Here is a 17,709-nt window from a genome sequence, read left to right on the forward strand (position 1 = left end):
CCCGAGACTGAATTCTGCAAAAAGGACCTACTTGTCTGGCTGAAAAATGCGCAAAACTGCCGTCAGTCGCTAACGTTATAGTGGCGGCGATCACACTTTTCGCTCATCCCTGCGACTCCTCCCCGCCTAATCCAGGACAGGAGGAGGAAGTCGCGCATCCAGCCAGGCAAACTACCGCTAACGTTTATGTAAAAAGGATTCGATTTCACTATGTCACAGCCTACTTTTAATCACGATTCATTCCAGGCTGCCCTGACGCGTCAGTGGCAGCGTTTTGGCCTGCAGGCCGCTTCCGAAATGACGTCTCATCAGTGGTGGCAGGCTGTGAGCGGCGCGCTGGCTGAACAGCTGTCGGCGCAGCCGGTAGCGAAGCCAGCAAAAGATCAGCGCCACGTGAACTACATCTCCATGGAGTTCCTGATTGGCCGCCTGACCGGCAACAACCTGCTCAACCTCGGCTGGTATGAAGGGGTGAGCGAAGCGCTGAAAGCCTACAACATCAACCTGACTGACCTGCTGGAAGAAGAGACTGACCCGGCGTTAGGCAACGGTGGTCTGGGCCGTCTGGCAGCCTGCTTCCTCGACTCAATGGCCACCGTCGGCCAGTCCGCCACCGGCTATGGTCTGAACTACCAGTACGGTCTGTTCCGCCAGTCGTTTGCCGAAGGCCAGCAGATGGAAGCGCCGGACGACTGGCAGCGCGGTAGCTACCCGTGGTTCCGCCACAACGCAGCGCTGGATGTGCAGGTGGGCATTGGCGGCAAAGTGGTGAAAGGTGAATGGCAGCCAGCCTTCACGATTACCGGTGAAGCCTGGGACCTCCCGGTGCTGGGCTATCGTAACGGCGTCGCGCAGCCGCTGCGCCTGTGGCAGGCGAAACATGCGCATCCGTTCAACCTGACCAAATTCAACGACGGCGATTTCCTGCGCGCTGAGCAGCAGGGTATCGACGCCGAAAAACTGACTAAAGTGCTCTACCCGAACGACAACCACACCGCGGGTAAAAAACTGCGCCTGATGCAGCAGTACTTCCAGTGCGCCTGTTCGGTGGCCGATATTCTGCGTCGCCACCATCTGGCGGGCCGTAAGCTGCACGAACTGGCCGATTTCGAAGTTATCCAGTTGAACGATACGCACCCGACCATCGCCATTCCGGAACTGCTGCGCGTGCTGATTGACGAGCACCAGCTGAGCTGGGATGACGCCTGGGCTATCACCAGCAAAACCTTCGCCTACACCAACCACACCCTGATGCCAGAAGCGCTGGAGTGCTGGGATGAGAAGCTGGTGAAAGCGCTGCTGCCGCGTCATATGCAGATCATCAAAGAGATTAACGACCGCTTTAAGAAGCTGGTTGACGCGACCTGGCCGGGCGATGAAGCCGTCTGGGCGAAGCTGGCCGTGGTGCACAGCAAACAGGTACGCATGGCGAACATGTGCGTAGTGAGCGGCTTTGCGGTTAACGGCGTGGCGGCACTGCACTCTGACCTGGTGGTGAAGGATCTGTTCCCGGAATATCATCAGCTGTGGCCGACCCGTTTCCACAACGTCACCAACGGCATCACGCCGCGTCGCTGGATCAAACAGTGCAACCCGGCTCTGGCCGCGCTGCTGGATAAATCGCTGAAAAAAGAGTGGGCTAACGATCTCGACCAGTTGATCAATCTGGAAAAATACGCCGACGATGCGAAGTTCCGTCAGCAGTACCGCGACATCAAGCTGGCGAACAAAGAGCGCCTGGTGAAATTCATCAAGGCCCGTACCGGGATTGAGATTTCAAGCAACGCGATTTTTGATATTCAAATCAAACGTCTGCACGAGTACAAACGCCAGCACCTGAACCTGCTGCACATTCTGGCGCTGTACAAAGAGATTCGCGAAAACCCGCAGGCTGACCGCGTACCGCGCGTGTTCCTGTTCGGTGCGAAAGCGGCGCCGGGCTACTACCTGGCGAAGAATATTATCTTTGCGATCAACAAAGTGGCCGATGCGATCAATAACGATCCGCAGGTGGGCGATAAGCTGAAAGTGGTCTTCCTGCCGGATTACTGCGTGTCGGCGGCAGAGATGCTGATTCCGGCGGCGGACGTTTCCGAGCAGATTTCCACGGCCGGTAAAGAGGCCTCCGGCACCGGTAACATGAAGCTGGCGCTGAACGGCGCGCTGACCGTCGGTACGCTGGACGGTGCGAACGTAGAAATCGCCGAAAAAGTGGGCGACGAGAACATCTTCATCTTCGGCCATACCGTTGAGCAGGTGAAGGAACTCAAAGCCAAGGGTTACGATCCGCTGAAATGGCGTAAGGCCGATAAGCTGCTGGACGCGGTGCTGAAAGAGCTGGAAAGCGGTAAGTACAGCGACGGCGACAAGCATGCCTTTGACCAGATGCTGCACAGCATCGGCAAAGAGGGTGGCGACCCGTACCTGGTGATGGCCGACTTTGCTGCCTATGTGGAAGCGCAGAAGCAGGTGGACGTGCTCTACCGCGATCAGGAAGCCTGGACGCGTGCGGCCATCCTGAACACCGCGCGCTGCGGCATGTTCAGCTCCGATCGTTCGATTCGCGATTACCAAAAACGTATCTGGCAGGCAAAACGCTAAGGACTGGCCTATGGAAAGCAAACGCCTCGATAATGCCGCGCTGGCGGCAGGCATTAGCCCTGACTATATCAATGCGCACGGCAAGCCGCAGTCTATCGGCGCAGACACCAAGCGGCGCTTGCTTGACGCAATGCATCGTCCCGCGACCGATTCGGTCGCGGCGACGCCGATACCGAACGTGATGGTTCTGACGTACGGTAAGAAAATGGCGCTGCCGGTTTCCGGCAGCGGCGAGTTTAGCTGGATCCTCACCACCGAAGAGGGCCAGCAGCATCACGGCAAGGCGTCGGGCGGCAAAAATCTCAGCCTGCCGACGCGTTTGCCGGAGGGGTATCACTCCTTAACGCTGACTCAGGATGACCAGCGTTGGCACTGCCGGGTGATTATTGCGCCTGAACGCTGCTATGAACCACAGCCGCTGCAAGAGGCGAAAAAGCTGTGGGGCGCCTGCGTGCAGCTCTACACCCTGCGTTCGGAAAAGAACTGGGGCATCGGCGACTTCGGCGATCTGAAGGCGATGCTGCCGGAAGTGGCGAAGCGTGGCGGCGCGTTTATCGGCCTCAACCCGATTCATGCGCTTTATCCGGCTAACCCGGAGAGCGCGAGCCCGTACAGCCCGTCGTCGCGTCGCTGGATGAACGTTATCTATATCGACGTTAACGCGGTGGAAGACTTCAGACTGAGCGACGAGGCGCAGGCGTGGTGGAAACTGCCGGCGACTCAGCAGAAGCTGAAGGCCGCGCGCGACGTCGAGCAGGTGGACTACACCGCGGTCACCGAGCTGAAAATGACGGCCCTGCGTATGGCGTGGAAACGCTTTGCCAAACGTCACGACGAGCCGATGGCGGCCTTCCGTTACTTTGTTGATAAAGAGGGCGAAAGCCTGTACTGGCAGGCGGCGTTTGACGCGCTGCACGCCCATCAGGTGAAAGAAGATAAGCTACGCTGGGGCTGGCCGGCGTGGCCGAAGGCGTATCAGAATATCGACAGCCCGGAAGTACACGCATTTTGTCAAAAGCATGCTGACGAAGTCGATTTCTACCTTTGGTTACAGTGGCTGGCCTACACCCAGTTTGCCGAGTGCTGGGAAACCAGCCAGCGCGACGCCATGCCGATTGGCCTCTACCGCGATCTGGCGGTGGGGGTGGCCGAAGGCGGCTCCGAAACCTGGTGCGACCGTGAACTCTACTGCCTGAAGGCTTCCGTCGGCGCGCCGCCGGATATCCTCGGGCCGCTGGGGCAGAACTGGGGCCTGCCGCCGATGGATCCGCATATCATCGCCGCGCGAGCTTATGAACCGTTTATCGAACTGCTGCGCGCCAACATGAAAAACTGCGGCGCGCTGCGTATCGACCACGTGATGTCCGTGCTGCGCCTGTGGTGGATTCCGTACGGCGAAACCGCCGATCACGGTGCCTACGTGCAGTATCCGGTGGATGCGCTGCTGTCGATTCTGGCGCTGGAAAGTAAACGTCATCGCTGTATGGTCATTGGCGAAGATCTGGGGACGGTGCCGGTGGAAATCGTCGGTAAGCTGCGTAAGAGCGGCGTCTACTCGTACAAAGTGCTCTATTTTGAGAACGACAGTGAGAAGACGTTCCGTGCGCCGAAAGCCTATCCGGAGCAGTCAATGGCCGTCGCGACCACCCATGACCTGCCGACGCTGCGCGGTTACTGGGAAAGCGGCGATCTGACGCTGGGCAACGCGCTGGGTCTCTACCCGGACGCAGACGTACTGCGCGGGCTGTATCAGGATCGTGAACTGGCGAAGCAGGGGCTGCTGGACGCGCTGCATAAATACGGCGCGCTGCCTAAACGTGCGGGGCATAAGGCATCGCTGATGTCGATGACTTCAACCCTGAGCCGCGGCATGCAGCGTTATATCGCGGACAGCAATAGCGCGCTGCTGGGCCTACAGCCGGAAGACTGGCTGCAGATGTCCGCACCGGTCAATATTCCCGGTACCAGCTCTGAATACCCGAACTGGCGACGCAAGCTCTCCACTTCGCTGGAAGCGATGTTTGCTGACGACGGCGTAAACAAGCTGATTAAAGATTTAGACAAGCGCCGGAAAGCGGCGAGCAAGAAGAAGTAAACCATAACCCGGCCGAGCAACGCGACGCCGGGTTTTTTGTCGGCCGGATAAGACAACGTCGCCATCCGGCGATGTGCGCCGTAATTGCCTGATGGCGCCACGCTTATCAAGCCTACCAATAAAAATGCCGGGCAAGCCCGGCATGTTGGTTTCTAAAGTGCGTGGCGTTACACCACCATCCCCAGCAGCAGACAACCGACCAGACCACAAACCGAGATAATGGTTTCCAGCATTGACCAGGACTTGATGGTCTCACCGATGGTCAGGTTGAAGTACTCTTTGAACAGCCAGAAGCCCGGATCGTTCACGTGAGAGAAGATAACGGAACCGGAACCTACCGCGATAACCATCAGCTCCGGGCTCACGCCGGTGGTGGCAATCAGCGGAGCGGCAATACCGCCAGCGGTGATGGCCGCAACGGTGGCTGAACCCAGCGCAATACGCAGTACGGCGGCGATAGACCAGGCCATAAACAGCGGAGAAACGTTGGACTCGTGCATGATAGACGCGATGTACTTATCTACGCCGGAGTCGACCAGTACCTGCTTGAAGGCACCGCCGCCGCCGATGATCAGCAGCATCATGGCAATGATTTTAATGGAGGAGATCAGCGTATCGTTGATGTCGTCCATCGAACGGCCACGGTTCAGACCGAAGGTAAAGATAGCAATCAGCACGGCGATCAGCGTTGCCATCACCGGGTCACCGAAGAACTCAGCGGCAGGCAGCAGCGCGTGCCCTTTCGGCAGCACCATCTCAGCCACGGCGCGCAGCGCCATCAGGATAACCGGTACCAGAGAGGTCCAGACGCTCACGCCAAAGGACGGCATCTCTTCATCGGTGAAGGTTTTCGGGTTGTGCAGACCTTCCGGGATCGGCTTGTCGATGCTTTTCAGGCAGCGTGCGTAAACCGGGCCCGCCAGAATGACGGTCGGAATCGCCAGCAGGGTACCGTACAGCAGGGTTTTACCCATGTCTGCGTGGAAGATGGTCGCGATAGCGGTCGGACCCGGGTGCGGAGGCAGGAAGCCATGGGTTACCGAGAGCGCGGCAGCCATCGGCACACCGACGTACAGCAGCGGAATACGCGCGTTGGCGGCAATGGTGAAGACCAGCGGCAGCAGCAGCACGAAGCCCACTTCGTAGAACAGCGCGAAGCCGACGGTGAAACCGGTCAGTACGACCGCCCACTGAATGTACTTGCGACCAAATTTGTCGATAAGCGTGGTGGCAATACGCTGCGCGCCGCCGCAGTCGGCCAGCATTTTACCGAGCATGGCGCCAAAGCCCATAATCAGCGCCAGGCTGCCAAGGGTGCCGCCAACGCCGTTTTTAATCGACACGATCACTTTGTCCAGCGGCATGCCCTGCATTAAGCCGACGGCTAGCGCCACCAGCACCAGAGCGATAAACCCGTTCATTTTGAAACGGATCATCAGCAGTAATAAGAGGATAACCCCGATAGCTACGATGATTAATGGCATAACTTATCCAGCCTTTAATTTGTTATGGGTAACGTCACTGTTGTTGCGACAACTTCCAATTGTCCCTACAGAGGGAATAGGTACTGACTTCTTCACGCCACCGTCTGTTGTATGACTCAGACAAAGGATAGCTGGCTATTTATTTAACGCGGTGGTGTGTGCCGCAATGATACGGGTAACATACGGAGGTTGAGAATAACCCCATGCATAGAAATGTGAAATCTGCGACGGTAGTCAAATAATTGGTAGGGTTATTGCCGTTTTTCGTGCAGCAATTTGCGAGGAATGTTGCGCGGTAACATGATGTCGTGGGAGTGGACGGTGCATCCCCGGGGTCGGCATAAACGACTCACCCGGGCTACAAACATGGGTAGCCCGGCCAAGCGAAGCGCCGCCGGGGATGAGCAGGGCGCTAACTTAGTAGTAAGAGTGCTCGCCGCGCTGGTGTTCGGTGAGATCGCGTACGCCTTTCAGGTCCGGGAACTCGGCCAGCAGCTGTTTTTCAATGCCGTCTTTCAGGGTGACATCGATCATTGAGCAACCGTTACAGCCGCCGCCAAATTGCAGAATGGCATAGCCATCTTCGGTGATTTCCATCAGCGACACGCGACCACCGTGGCCGGCGAGCTGCGGGTTAACCTGCGACTGCAGCATGTACTCTACGCGCTCCATCAGCGGGGCGTCGTCGGACACTTTACGCATTTTGGCATTCGGTGCCTTCAGCGTCAGCTGAGAGCCGAGCTGGTCGGTGACAAAATCAATTTCCGCATCTTCCAGATACGGAGCGCTCAGCTCGTCGACATAGGCGGTGAGCTGTTCAAATTTCAGGGCTGTATCACTTGCTTCCACCGCATCCGGCGGGCAGTAAGAAACGCCGCATTCTGCGTTAGGCGTACCAGGGTTAATCACAAATACGCGGATTTGTGTCCCTTCTTCCTGATTTTGCAGAAGTTTGGCAAAGTGCGCTTGCGCAGTATCGGAAATACGGATCATAGCTTTGACCTAATAGTTGACTACTTTAGTTGGTTATAATACGCCCATCGCTGGGGGTCTACAAGGTGCGGCACAGACACCATACCTGAACGCTCGCCGCGCCGTTTCGCAAAAGCAGGCGGGAAATTTCAGCCACGGTACTCCCCGTCGTGACCACATCATCCACAATCACCATATGGCGGTCGTGCACCGGTAATTCAAGCTGGAAAGCGTTTTTCAGGTTGTGCTTGCGCAACCGGGCGCTGAGCTGATGCTGGGTCGCCGTTGGGCGAATACGCGTGATGGCTCGGGGCTGATAATCGGCATGTAACCAGCGTGCCAGCGCACGACAGAGCAGTTCGCTTTGATTATAGCCTCGCCGCCAGTGACGGCGTTGCCACAACGGGACGCTGATGAGCTGAACGGGGGCGGGCAGGTCGGTACGTTGACGGACGGCCAGCAACAGCAGACGCGCCAGCGTGGAGGCCAGTTCTGCGTTACCGCTGAACTTGAAGCGGTGGATCAGTTGGCTGAGCGGAGGACGATAGTCGTTAATCGCCACCAGCCGCTGCCATGGCGGCGGTTTTTGCAGGCAGCGGCCGCAGGGGATGCTTTCGTTTTCAGCCGGCAGGCCGCACTGCGGACAATGACACCCTTGCGCAAACAGCGTTTTTGCACAGTGCGAGCAGATGCCCCATGCGGGGAGCGCCAGCGGCATTTGGCATAGCCAGCACGCGCCGTGGACTGTTAGCATAATCCCTCCTTAAGCGAAGAAACGAGAACGATAGCTGATGAACGACATCTGGTGGCAAACCACGGGCGAAGGAAATTGTCATCTTGTGCTGCTGCACGGGTGGGGGCTGAATGCACAGGTCTGGGATTGCATTACGCCGGAATTGAGCGCGCATTTTACGCTGCATCTTGTTGACCTGCCGGGTTACGGACGTAGCGGTGAATGGGGCGCCATGACGCTGGAAGCGATGGCGGAGAAGGTGCTGGAAAATGCCCCTGAACGAGCCATCTGGCTGGGCTGGAGCCTGGGTGGGCTGGTGGCAAGCCAGATTGCGTTGAACCACCCGACGCGCGTGCAGGCACTGGTTACCGTGGCGTCGTCTCCTTGTTTTAGCGCGCGGGATGAGTGGCCGGGCATTAAGCCGGAAGTGCTCAGCGGCTTTCAGCAGCAATTGAGCGAAGATTTTCAGCGTACCGTTGAACGCTTTCTGGCGTTGCAAACCTTAGGTACCGAAAGTGCCCGACAGGATGCCCGATCGCTGAAACAGGCGGTGTTATCGCTGCCGATGCCGTCGTCTGAGGTGCTCAACGGCGGCCTTGAGATCCTCAAAACCGCAGATTTACGCGCGCCGCTCACGGCGCTGGATTTACCGTTCCTGCGTCTGTATGGCCGACTTGATGGTCTGGTGCCGCGCAAGATTGTCCCGCAGTTGGATGCGCAGTGGCCGCAGAGCGAATCGTTCATTTTTGACAAAGCGGCCCATGCGCCGTTTATCTCTCATCCGCAGGCATTTTGCGCACCATTGGTGGCGTTGAAAAAGCAAATTGAGAAATAATTCTGTGCGGACGTGGTAAAAAAGATATTCATAGCAATACTTAAGCTGTTGCGGCAGGTGATTATTTCGCGCACCCGCGCAGCGCAAATAACAACCCTAAGGAGAGTAGAGGCTATGAAATTTGTTACAGGTATTGTTGCATCTCTGGTGATTGGCTCCCTGTCGTTTGGTGCGTTTGCTGCTAAAGAGATCCAGAAAGAAGATGTTGCCAAGCTTAAGCTGACGAAAATCGGCAACATCACCACCTCGCGTACCACCTCGCCAATGGATGCGAAGCGCGATCTGTCGAAAAAGGCGGATGAGCTGGGTGGCAAGTATTATGTGATTATTGCGGGTGGGAAAAACGAAAAAACCGTCCACGGTAACGCGGACGTCTACAAATAAGTTTTGCCTTTTACTCCCGACGCTGCTGACAGCGTCGGGGATAACATCTTAACGTAGCGCCCACCACTCACGCAGGCACGCTTTGCCTTCCGGGCAGCTTTTGCAGCTACCGCTCAGGCAACCCTCGGCGTCTTCCTGAATTTTCACCACTTTTCCCATCGCTTCTAAGCGGCTCAGCATGGCGTCAACTAACGCTTGCGGCGTATGCAGCTGGGCGCTGAGCTGTGAGGCTTCCATGCGTCCTTGCAGGGCCAGCGTGTCGCGTATTTCGATCAATGACGCCATCATCGCTCCTTAGTGGCAATCGCCAGCCGGGCTGGAGCAGCAGGAAGTCGGCGTTTTACGCGTCGCCAGCAGGGAGACATCCACCCGGCTACGGGCGCGGCGCAGCAGACCCAGCCCCACAATGTTAAACAGAATCACCGCCAGAATGCACACCAGGCTGTAGCGTGGATGCTGGCTGAAGCTGACCGTCTGGTAGTAGAGCGTGGACAGCGAGTAGGCGATATTCAGCCCCCACAGGATGGAGAACGTCATCCAGCCACGGCTCGATTCACGGGCTATCGCCCCCATGACCGAGATGCACGGAATGTAGAGCAGTACGAAAATCAGGTAGCTGTACGCTGCCGCCGCGCTGCCGAATTTGCTGCCCATCACGCCCATTGCGCCGGTTTCCATCTCGCCATCGCCTTTGCTGGCTTCGATGGGGTTAGCCAGTACGCTTAGGCTGAAGGTGTCTTTCAGGCCTTGCCAGGTTTCATCGAGCGCGCCCAGCAGTTCATCGCCGAGATGGAATTCCTGCGGGTTGAACGCTTCGTTCTGGATGTCTTCGGCGGTGTAGAGGGTGTTCAGCGTCCCCACCACCACTTCTTTCGCCATCGCCCCGGTAAACAGGCCGACGGTGGCCTGCCAGTTATCTTCATGCACGCCAATCGGTTTAAACACCGGCGTAATCACGCGGCTGACAGAGGCCAGCGCCGAATCATTAATGTTGTCGACGATCTTGCCGCTGAACGAGAAGCTGTTCAGCGCGCTCAGGAAGATGCTGACGATCACGATAACTTTACCGGCGCGCAGCACGAAGCCTTTCAGGCGCTGCCAGGTCTGGATGAACAAGCTTTTGATGTGCGGTACGTGGTAGACCGGCAGTTCCATCACGAACGGCGAGGCTTCGCCGCGCATGATGGTGTATTTGAGCATCAGGCCGGTGAGGATGGCGATAACGATCCCCAGCACATAGAGCGAGAAGACGACCAGCGCGCCACCCTGGCCGAAGAAGGCCGCGGCGAAGACCGCGAAGATAGCCAGACGCGCGCCGCAGGACATAAACGGCGCCATCATAATGGTCATCAGGCGTTCACGCGGGGCATCCAGCGTACGGGCGCCCATTACCGACGGCACGTTACAACCGAAGCCGACAATCAGCGGCACAAAGGATTTCCCCGGCAGACCAAGCGCCTGCATCAGGCGGTCCATGACGAAGGCGGCGCGGGCCATATAGCCGGAGTCCTCAAGGAACGAGAGGAACAGGTACATCATACCGATTTGCGGCACTAGCGGCAGAACGGTGTTGATACCGCCGCCAAGCCCCTGCGCCAGGAATACGGTCAGCCAGTCCGGGAAGTGCAGGGTGTAGCCAATCCACTGAATACCGTGAATAAACAGCGCTACCGAGCCGCCGTCAAAGATCGGCTGTAAGGCGCCGCCGATGTTAATCGCCAGCAGGAACATCAGGTACATCACGAACAGAAATACCGGCAGCCCCAGCACGCGGTTGAGGACGATTTTATCCAGCGCGGCGGTGAAGCGGCTTGGTTCGGCGGTCAGCGTATTGCTGACGGCGTCGCAGATAGCGGCGATGCTCTGATAGCGCGCGTCGGCGATATGCAGCGCCGGATCGTCCAGCTCTTCGCTCAGATGCGCCAGCGCAATGTCCAGTTTATGCGCTGCGTCACCGGCGTAGGCGCTGCTGTAGATGTCGCCTTCCAGCATCTGCATACCCAGCCAATGGCGCTGACGCTCTGGAATGTCTTGCGCCATCTCTTTGGCTAGATTATCGGCTTCGCGCAGCAGCGGCTGTGGATAGTGCACCAACTCCAGCTGCTGATTGCCCTTGTGGCGATCGATCGCCATTTTCAGCGCTTCAATGCCGCGAGCGCGGGTCGATACCAGCGGCACAACCGGGCAGCCGAGGCGAGCGGAAAGGGCGTCGACATCAATGCGAATCTGCTGTTTCTCGGCGATATCCAGCATGTTCAGTGCGACCACGCACGGAATGCCCAGTTCGAGCAGTTGCAGCGTCAGATAAAGGTTACGTTCCAGATTGGAGGCGTCGACCACGTTAATCAGCAGGTCGGCATCGCCGCTGAGAATGTAGTGGCAGGCGATTTGTTCATCCAGTGACGTTTGCGAGGATATGGTGGTCAGCGAGTAGGTGCCCGGCAGGTCGACGAGAGTGACCTGATGGTCGGTGGTGGCGAAAGATCCTTCTTTACGTTCAACCGTGACTCCCGCCCAGTTGCCTACGCGCTGGCGCGCGCCGGTTAGCTGATTAAATAAAGTTGTCTTGCCGGAATTAGGATTACCAATTAGACCGATGGTTAATTTTTTCATTTTTCAGACTCTTATTACCGGGCTGAAGTCATTACGCGACGGGTTCTAATTCGATTAGCGCGAGATCTTTTTTACGCAATACCAGGCTTACGCGACGAGTTTCAATATGGATAGGGTCGCCTAAGGGCGCAACGCGAACCACATGAAATGATGAGCCAGGCAGCATGCCCAGTGAGAGTAGTTTCTGCCGATAGGCTGGGCTAATTTCGCGGGAGAAACCAACAATCTTCCACGCAGTATCCGGTGTAAATTGCATAGAACCTACTTGTTTTATCGCTAGCTGGACGAGAGAGTGCCCGGAGGCTGCCGGGTGGCGGCATGGGCATCGTCAACGAATAAAGAATAAAATGCACTGCAAATGATGATAATGAGAATGGTTTTTATCATCAATACATAATATGCGCCTGGCGGGAGTTTTGCGCACTATTTGCACTTTTTTTGATATTCCTCAAGCAACTCAATGTAGCGAGAAATCAATTAACCGATATTTACATCGCTTAATGTTTAATTAAGGTTTCATTGGTTAATAAAATAAAACGTGACAAGGCTTATTATTAAAAACCGATCTGAAAGTCCTAATGGCTGGGCGAGCTATATATCCGGGAAGGAAAGGTAGGCCTGATAAGCGTAGCGCCATCAGGCACAATGCGAGCACGCAGTCGGATGGCGGCGTACACGCCTTATCCGGCCTACAAACGGATAAGGCGTTTATTGATTAGCGTTTTTTACCCATAGCTGCGGCTAAGGCGTCCATCATGGCGCTGTTACCGGTAGGCTGAGCTTCACGACCGCGCGGCTTGGCCGCTTTGGCTGCTGGACGCCCGCTGTTCTGCGGACGGTCATTACCGCCGCCGCGACGGGCATTGGTTTCACCCGGTTGCTCATCCAGACGCATGGTCAGGGCGATACGCTTACGCTGCAAATCGACTTCCAGCACCTTCACCTTGACGATATCGCCCGCTTTCACCACGGTGTGTGGATCTTCGACGAATTTATCCGCCAGCGAGGAGATATGCACCAAGCCGTCCTGGTGCACGCCGATATCGACAAAGGCGCCAAAGTTGGTGACGTTGGTCACCGCGCCTTCGAGGATCATCCCCGGCAGCAGGTCGTTCATGGTTTCCACGCCATCGGCGAACTTCGCGGTTTTAAATTCCGGACGCGGGTCGCGGCCCGGTTTTTCCAGCTCTTTGATGATGTCGGTGACGGTCGGCACGCCGAAACGCTCGTCGGTAAACTCGGAGGCTTTCAGACCGCGGAGTTCGCTGCTGTTGCCCATCAGATCTTTCAGCGCCTGCTGAGTGGCCGCCAGAATGCGTTCAACCACCGGGTAGGCTTCCGGGTGCACGGTGGAAGCGTCCAGCGGATTATCGCCGTGGTTAATGCGCAGGAAGCCCGCGCACTGCTCGAACGCTTTCGGCCCCAGACGACTTACCTTCAGTAACTGCTGGCGGTTCTGGAACTGGCCGTTCTCATCGCGCCAGGCGACGATGTTCTGCGCCATCATGCGCGTCAGGCCCGCGACGCGGGTCAGCAGCGGCACGGAGGCGGTGTTCAGATCCACGCCGACGGCGTTCACGCAGTCTTCGACGACCGCGTCCAGCTTACGCGCCAGCTGCGTCTGGCTGACGTCATGCTGATACTGGCCCACACCGATGGATTTCGGGTCGATTTTCACCAGCTCTGCCAGCGGATCCTGTAGACGACGGGCGATAGACACCGCGCCGCGCAGGGAAACGTCGAGATCCGGGAACTCCTGCGCCGCCAGTTCGGAGGCGGAATACACTGAAGCGCCGGCTTCGCTGACGATCACCTTCTGCGCGGTGACCTGTGGGAACTGTTTCTGCACATCGAGGAAGAAACGCTCGGTTTCGCGTGAGGCGGTACCGTTGCCGATCGCCACCAGCTCAACGTTGTGTTTTTCGCACAGCGCCGCGACGACAACCGCGGCTTTCGCCGCCTGCCCGGTGTGCGGGTAGATGGTATCCGTTGCCACCAGCTTGCCGGTGCCGTCAACCACCGCCACCTTCACGCCGGTACGCAGACCTGGGTCGAGGCCCATGGTCGCGCGCAGGCCAGCCGGCGCAGCCATCAGCAGATCGTGCAGGTTACGGGCGAAGACGTTGATGGCTTCATCTTCCGCGCGTTCGCGCACGGTGCCCATCAGCTCGGTTTCGAGGTGCATCAGCACCTTGATGCGCCAGGTCCAGCTTACCACGCCTTTGCGCCAGCTATCCGCCGGGGCGTTGTTCAGGCGCAGGCCGAGGTGGTCGATAATAATCTGTTCGCAGTGGCTCTCTTTCGGCGGTTCGTCGAACTGTGGATCGGCGTTGAGCGAGAGCTGCAGAATACCTTCATTGCGCCCGCGGAACATCGCCAGCGCGCGGTGGGAAGGGGTGGTGGAAATCGGTTCGTGATGGTCGAAGTAGTCGCGGAATTTCGCGCCTTCCTCTTCCTTACCGCTGACCACTTTGGCCACCAGATGGGCGTTCTTCCACAGGTAGTCACGTACTTTCGCCAGCAGGCCTGCGTCTTCGGCGAAGCGTTCCATCAGGATATAGCGCGCGCCGTCGAGGGCGGCTTTGGTGTCCGCCACGCCCTTATCGGCATCGATAAATTTCGCCGCTTCGGTTTCCGGGTCGTGGGACGGCTCGCTCCACAGCAGATCGGCCAGCGGCTCAAGGCCCGCTTCAATGGCAATCTGCCCGCGGGTACGGCGCTTCTGTTTGTACGGTAAGTAGAGGTCTTCGAGTTCGGTTTTATTGAGCGTGCCGTTGATGGCTTTTTCCAGCGCGTCGGTGAGCTTACCCTGCTCACTGATGGATTTCAGAATGACCTGACGGCGGTCTTCCAGCTCACGCAAATACCCCAGGCGAGTTTCCAGATTACGCAGCTGCGTATCATCCAGTCCGCCGGTGATTTCCTTACGATAACGTGCGATAAACGGCACGGTGTTCCCTTCATCAAGCAGGCGAACGGCGGCTTCCACCTGTTCGGCTCTGGCCTGAAGTTCACCCGCAATAATGCGGCAGAGCGAATCATTCATCATGGCTTGGTTTCACTGTTAGGTCATAAAATCAGGGGACAGTTATACGGATTGACTGGCAAAAATGCCAGTCATCAGCGGGGGCTTCGGATTGTTCCGGCGTTATTTTACGTAATCGATCGCATTTACGTACCAGCTGGCCTCGCCCGCTGGCGTATTGACGATCGCCAGATCGCCGACCTCCTTTTTCAATAGCGCGCGGGCCATCGGCGAGTCGATCGAAATGTAGTCCTTGCGGCCAAAAATCTCGTCGTAGCCGACAATGCGAAAACGCTTGGTATCGCCGTCGTCGTTTTCAATCTCCACCCACGCGCCAAAAAAGACTTTGCCTTCTTGCTGCGGCGAATAATCGACGATACGCAGATTTTCAAGACACTTGGTTAAATAGCGAACGCGGCGGTCAATCTCCCTTAAGCGTTTTTTATTATACTGGTAGTCAGCGTTTTCACTGCGATCGCCAAGGCTCGCGGCCCAGGTCACTTTTTTGGTGACCTCCGGGCGTTCTTCGCGCCAGAGATAATCCATCTCTTGTTTGAGCTTTTCGTACCCTTCACGGGTGATCAACGGTGTTTTCATCTTAAGTGCTTACCTGGCTGCCGAGGAAATATTGCGCACAATACGTATTACGTGAGCATACCGACAGAATAAATAATGTGTATTAAGATTCATTGTATACTTAACTCGCTGTTAAATATGCTTTGTAACAATTTAGCCTGGAATTTATACCAGATTTAGCTGGTCGCAAGCGCAGGCTTTTTTGAGAATACATGCTGATTAATTGTTGCGAACCTTTGGGAGTAAAAACAATGCAAGAGAATTATAAGATTCTTGTTGTGGATGACGACATGCGCCTGCGCGCGTTACTGGAGCGTTATCTGACCGAGCAGGGTTTCCAGGTTCGAAGCGTGGCTAACGCCGAACAGATGGACAGATTGCTGACCCGTGAATCCTTCCATCTGATGGTGCTGGATCTCATGCTGCCGGGTGAAGATGGCCTCTCCATCTGCCGCCGCCTGCGCAGCCAAAGCAACCCGATGCCGATCATTATGGTGACGGCGAAAGGGGAAGAAGTTGACCGTATCGTGGGCCTCGAGATCGGCGCCGACGACTACATTCCGAAACCGTTCAACCCGCGTGAACTGCTGGCCCGTATTCGTGCGGTGCTGCGTCGTCAGGCGAACGAACTGCCGGGCGCGCCTTCGCAGGAAGAAGCGGTTATCGCCTTTGGTAAGTTCAAGCTGAACCTCGGCACCCGTGAGATGTTCCGTGAAGACGAGCCGATGCCGCTGACCAGCGGTGAGTTTGCGGTGCTGAAAGCGCTGGTGAGCCACCCGCGCGAGCCGCTGTCTCGTGACAAGCTGATGAACCTGGCGCGCGGCCGTGAATACTCGGCGATGGAACGTTCCATCGATGTGCAGATCTCCCGCTTACGCCGCATGGTGGAAGAAGATCCGGCGCATCCGCGCTATATTCAGACCGTATGGGGTCTGGGCTACGTGTTTGTCCCGGACGGCTCTAAAGCATGAGGCGACTGCGCTTCTCGCCACGAAGTTCATTTGCCCGCACGTTATTGCTGATTGTCACCTTGCTGTTCGTCAGCCTGGTGACAACCTATCTGGTGGTGTTGAATTTCGCGATTCTGCCAAGCCTGCAGCAGTTTAATAAAGTCTTAGCCTACGAAGTGCGTATGCTGATGACCGATAAACTGCAGCTGGAGGACGGCACGCAGCTGGTCGTGCCGCCGGCGTTTCGCCGCGAGATCTATCGCGAACTGGGCATTTCGCTCTATTCCGATGAAGCCGCAGAAGAGGCTGGCCTGCGCTGGGCGCAGCACTACGAGTTTTTGAGCCAGCAGATGGCTCAGCAGCTCGGCGGGCCGACGGAAGTGCGCGTTGAAGTCAATAAAAGCTCCCCGGTGGTCTGGTTGAAGACCTGGCTGTCGCCCAATATCTGGGTGCGCGTGCCGCTGACCGAGATCCATCAGGGAGACTTCTCCCCGCTGTTCCGTTACACCCTGGCGATTATGCTGCTGGCGATAGGCGGCGCATGGCTGTTTATCCGCATCCAGAACCGACCCCTGGTCGACCTGGAGCACGCGGCGCTTCAGGTCGGTAAAGGGATTATTCCGCCGCCGCTGCGCGAGTATGGCGCGTCGGAGGTGCGTTCGGTGACCCGGGCCTTTAACCATATGGCCGCAGGCGTGAAGCAGCTGTCGGATGACCGTACGTTACTGATGGCAGGGGTCAGCCACGACCTGCGCACACCGTTGACGCGTATTCGTCTGGCAACCGAGATGATGGGCGAGCAGGATGGCTATCTGGCGGAATCGATCAATAAAGATATCGAAGAGTGCAACGCCATCATCGAGCAGTTTATTGATTACCTGCGTACCGGCCAGGAGATGCCGCTGGAGTTTATCGATCTCAATACCGTTCTCGGCGAGGTGATTGCGGCGGAAAGCGGCTACGAGCGAGAAATCGAAACCAATCTGCTGGATGGCGATATCCCGGTGCGTGTGCATCCGCTGTCCATCAAACGCGCGCTGGCGAATATGGTGGTGAACGCGGCCCGTTACGGTAACGGCTGGATTAAAGTCAGCAGCGGCCGTGAAGCGCATCGCGCCTGGTTCCAGGTGGAGGATGACGGTCCGGGTATTAAGCCCGAACAGCGCAAGCATCTGTTCCAGCCCTTTGTGCGTGGCGATAGCGCCCGTACCATCAGCGGCACCGGATTGGGGCTGGCGATTGTGCAGCGCATTATTGATAACCACAACGGGCTGCTGGAATTAGACACCAGCGAACGGGGCGGGCTGTTGATTCGCGCCTGGCTGCCGATACCGGCAGGCCAGATGCCATCGGGCAGCAAAGAAAGCTAAAAAAAACCGCTGGGGAAAACCCCGGCGGTTTTTGTTTTGGCGCTTGAACGACCTGTAAGCCTGATAAGCGT

14 protein-coding genes are annotated in these 17,709 nt (G+C 57.1%); 6 read left to right on the forward strand and 8 right to left on the reverse strand.

Annotated elements, in window-relative coordinates:
- Positions 1-210 precede the first annotated feature (210 nt).
- Entirely contained in the window at positions 211-2,601 is a 2,391-nt protein-coding gene (malP, locus tag ABTW00_RS01755) for a maltodextrin phosphorylase (protein WP_433638449.1), read from the forward strand.
- Between the two features lie 10 nt (positions 2,602-2,611).
- Positions 2,612-4,696, forward strand: a complete 2,085-nt coding sequence (gene malQ / locus ABTW00_RS01760) for a 4-alpha-glucanotransferase (protein WP_433638451.1) — start codon at positions 2,612-2,614, stop codon at positions 4,694-4,696.
- Positions 4,697-4,863: 167 nt separating this feature from the next.
- On the opposite strand, the gene gntT is transcribed toward malQ, so the two are convergent.
- From gntT to gntX, 3 genes are all read right to left on the reverse strand, one after another.
- Positions 4,864-6,180 (reverse strand): gluconate transporter, encoded by a 1,317-nt coding sequence (gene gntT, locus ABTW00_RS01765; RefSeq protein ID WP_064541451.1) that lies wholly within the window; start codon positions 6,178-6,180, stop codon positions 4,864-4,866.
- A 417-nt stretch (positions 6,181-6,597) separates the two neighbouring features.
- Positions 6,598-7,173 (reverse strand): Fe-S biogenesis protein NfuA, encoded by a 576-nt coding sequence (gene nfuA / locus ABTW00_RS01770; protein WP_064541454.1) that lies wholly within the window; start codon positions 7,171-7,173, stop codon positions 6,598-6,600.
- A gap of 58 nt (positions 7,174-7,231) precedes the next feature.
- On the reverse strand, positions 7,232-7,906 hold the full coding sequence (gntX, locus tag ABTW00_RS01775) for a DNA utilization protein GntX (protein WP_433638454.1): 675 nt from the start codon (positions 7,904-7,906) through the stop codon (positions 7,232-7,234).
- Between the two features lie 37 nt (positions 7,907-7,943).
- Here gntX and bioH point away from each other — a divergent pair, with 37 nt between their 5' ends.
- Positions 7,944-8,720 (forward strand): pimeloyl-ACP methyl ester esterase BioH, encoded by a 777-nt coding sequence (gene bioH / locus ABTW00_RS01780; protein WP_433638456.1) that lies wholly within the window; start codon positions 7,944-7,946, stop codon positions 8,718-8,720.
- A 114-nt stretch (positions 8,721-8,834) separates the two neighbouring features.
- Positions 8,835-9,104 (forward strand): YdgH/BhsA/McbA-like domain containing protein, encoded by a 270-nt coding sequence (locus tag ABTW00_RS01785; protein WP_064541463.1) that lies wholly within the window; start codon positions 8,835-8,837, stop codon positions 9,102-9,104.
- A gap of 48 nt (positions 9,105-9,152) precedes the next feature.
- On the opposite strand, the gene feoC is transcribed toward ABTW00_RS01785, so the two are convergent.
- From feoC to greB, 5 genes are all read right to left on the reverse strand, one after another.
- Entirely contained in the window at positions 9,153-9,389 is a 237-nt protein-coding gene (gene feoC / locus ABTW00_RS01790) for a [Fe-S]-dependent transcriptional repressor FeoC (protein ID WP_064541466.1), read from the reverse strand.
- A 9-nt stretch (positions 9,390-9,398) separates the two neighbouring features.
- A complete protein-coding gene (gene feoB, locus ABTW00_RS01795; RefSeq protein ID WP_433638460.1) occupies positions 9,399-11,717 on the reverse strand; it encodes a Fe(2+) transporter permease subunit FeoB in 2,319 nt (772 codons plus the stop codon).
- Positions 11,718-11,748: 31 nt separating this feature from the next.
- Entirely contained in the window at positions 11,749-11,973 is a 225-nt protein-coding gene (gene feoA / locus ABTW00_RS01800) for a ferrous iron transporter A (RefSeq protein WP_074416793.1), read from the reverse strand.
- Between the two features lie 459 nt (positions 11,974-12,432).
- Complete coding sequence (locus tag ABTW00_RS01805) at positions 12,433-14,766, reverse strand: Tex family protein (protein ID WP_433638462.1); 2,334 nt, start codon at positions 14,764-14,766, stop codon at positions 12,433-12,435.
- 99 nt (positions 14,767-14,865) lie between these two features.
- Positions 14,866-15,339 (reverse strand): transcription elongation factor GreB, encoded by a 474-nt coding sequence (gene greB / locus ABTW00_RS01810; RefSeq protein ID WP_433638464.1) that lies wholly within the window; start codon positions 15,337-15,339, stop codon positions 14,866-14,868.
- Positions 15,340-15,569: 230 nt separating this feature from the next.
- On the opposite strand from greB, the gene ompR reads away from it, so the two are divergent.
- Both ompR and envZ read left to right on the forward strand, forming a co-directional pair.
- Positions 15,570-16,289 (forward strand): osmolarity response regulator transcription factor OmpR, encoded by a 720-nt coding sequence (ompR, locus tag ABTW00_RS01815; RefSeq protein WP_001157751.1) that lies wholly within the window; start codon positions 15,570-15,572, stop codon positions 16,287-16,289.
- Positions 16,286-17,638, forward strand: a complete 1,353-nt coding sequence (gene envZ / locus ABTW00_RS01820; RefSeq protein WP_064541479.1) for a two-component system sensor histidine kinase EnvZ — start codon at positions 16,286-16,288, stop codon at positions 17,636-17,638. Before ompR ends, envZ begins: the two co-directional genes overlap by 4 nt.
- The last annotated feature ends 71 nt before the right edge of the window (positions 17,639-17,709 follow it).

It is taken from the genome of Kluyvera georgiana (genome assembly GCF_050990895.1).
GTDB lineage: Bacteria > Pseudomonadota > Gammaproteobacteria > Enterobacterales > Enterobacteriaceae > Kluyvera > Kluyvera georgiana.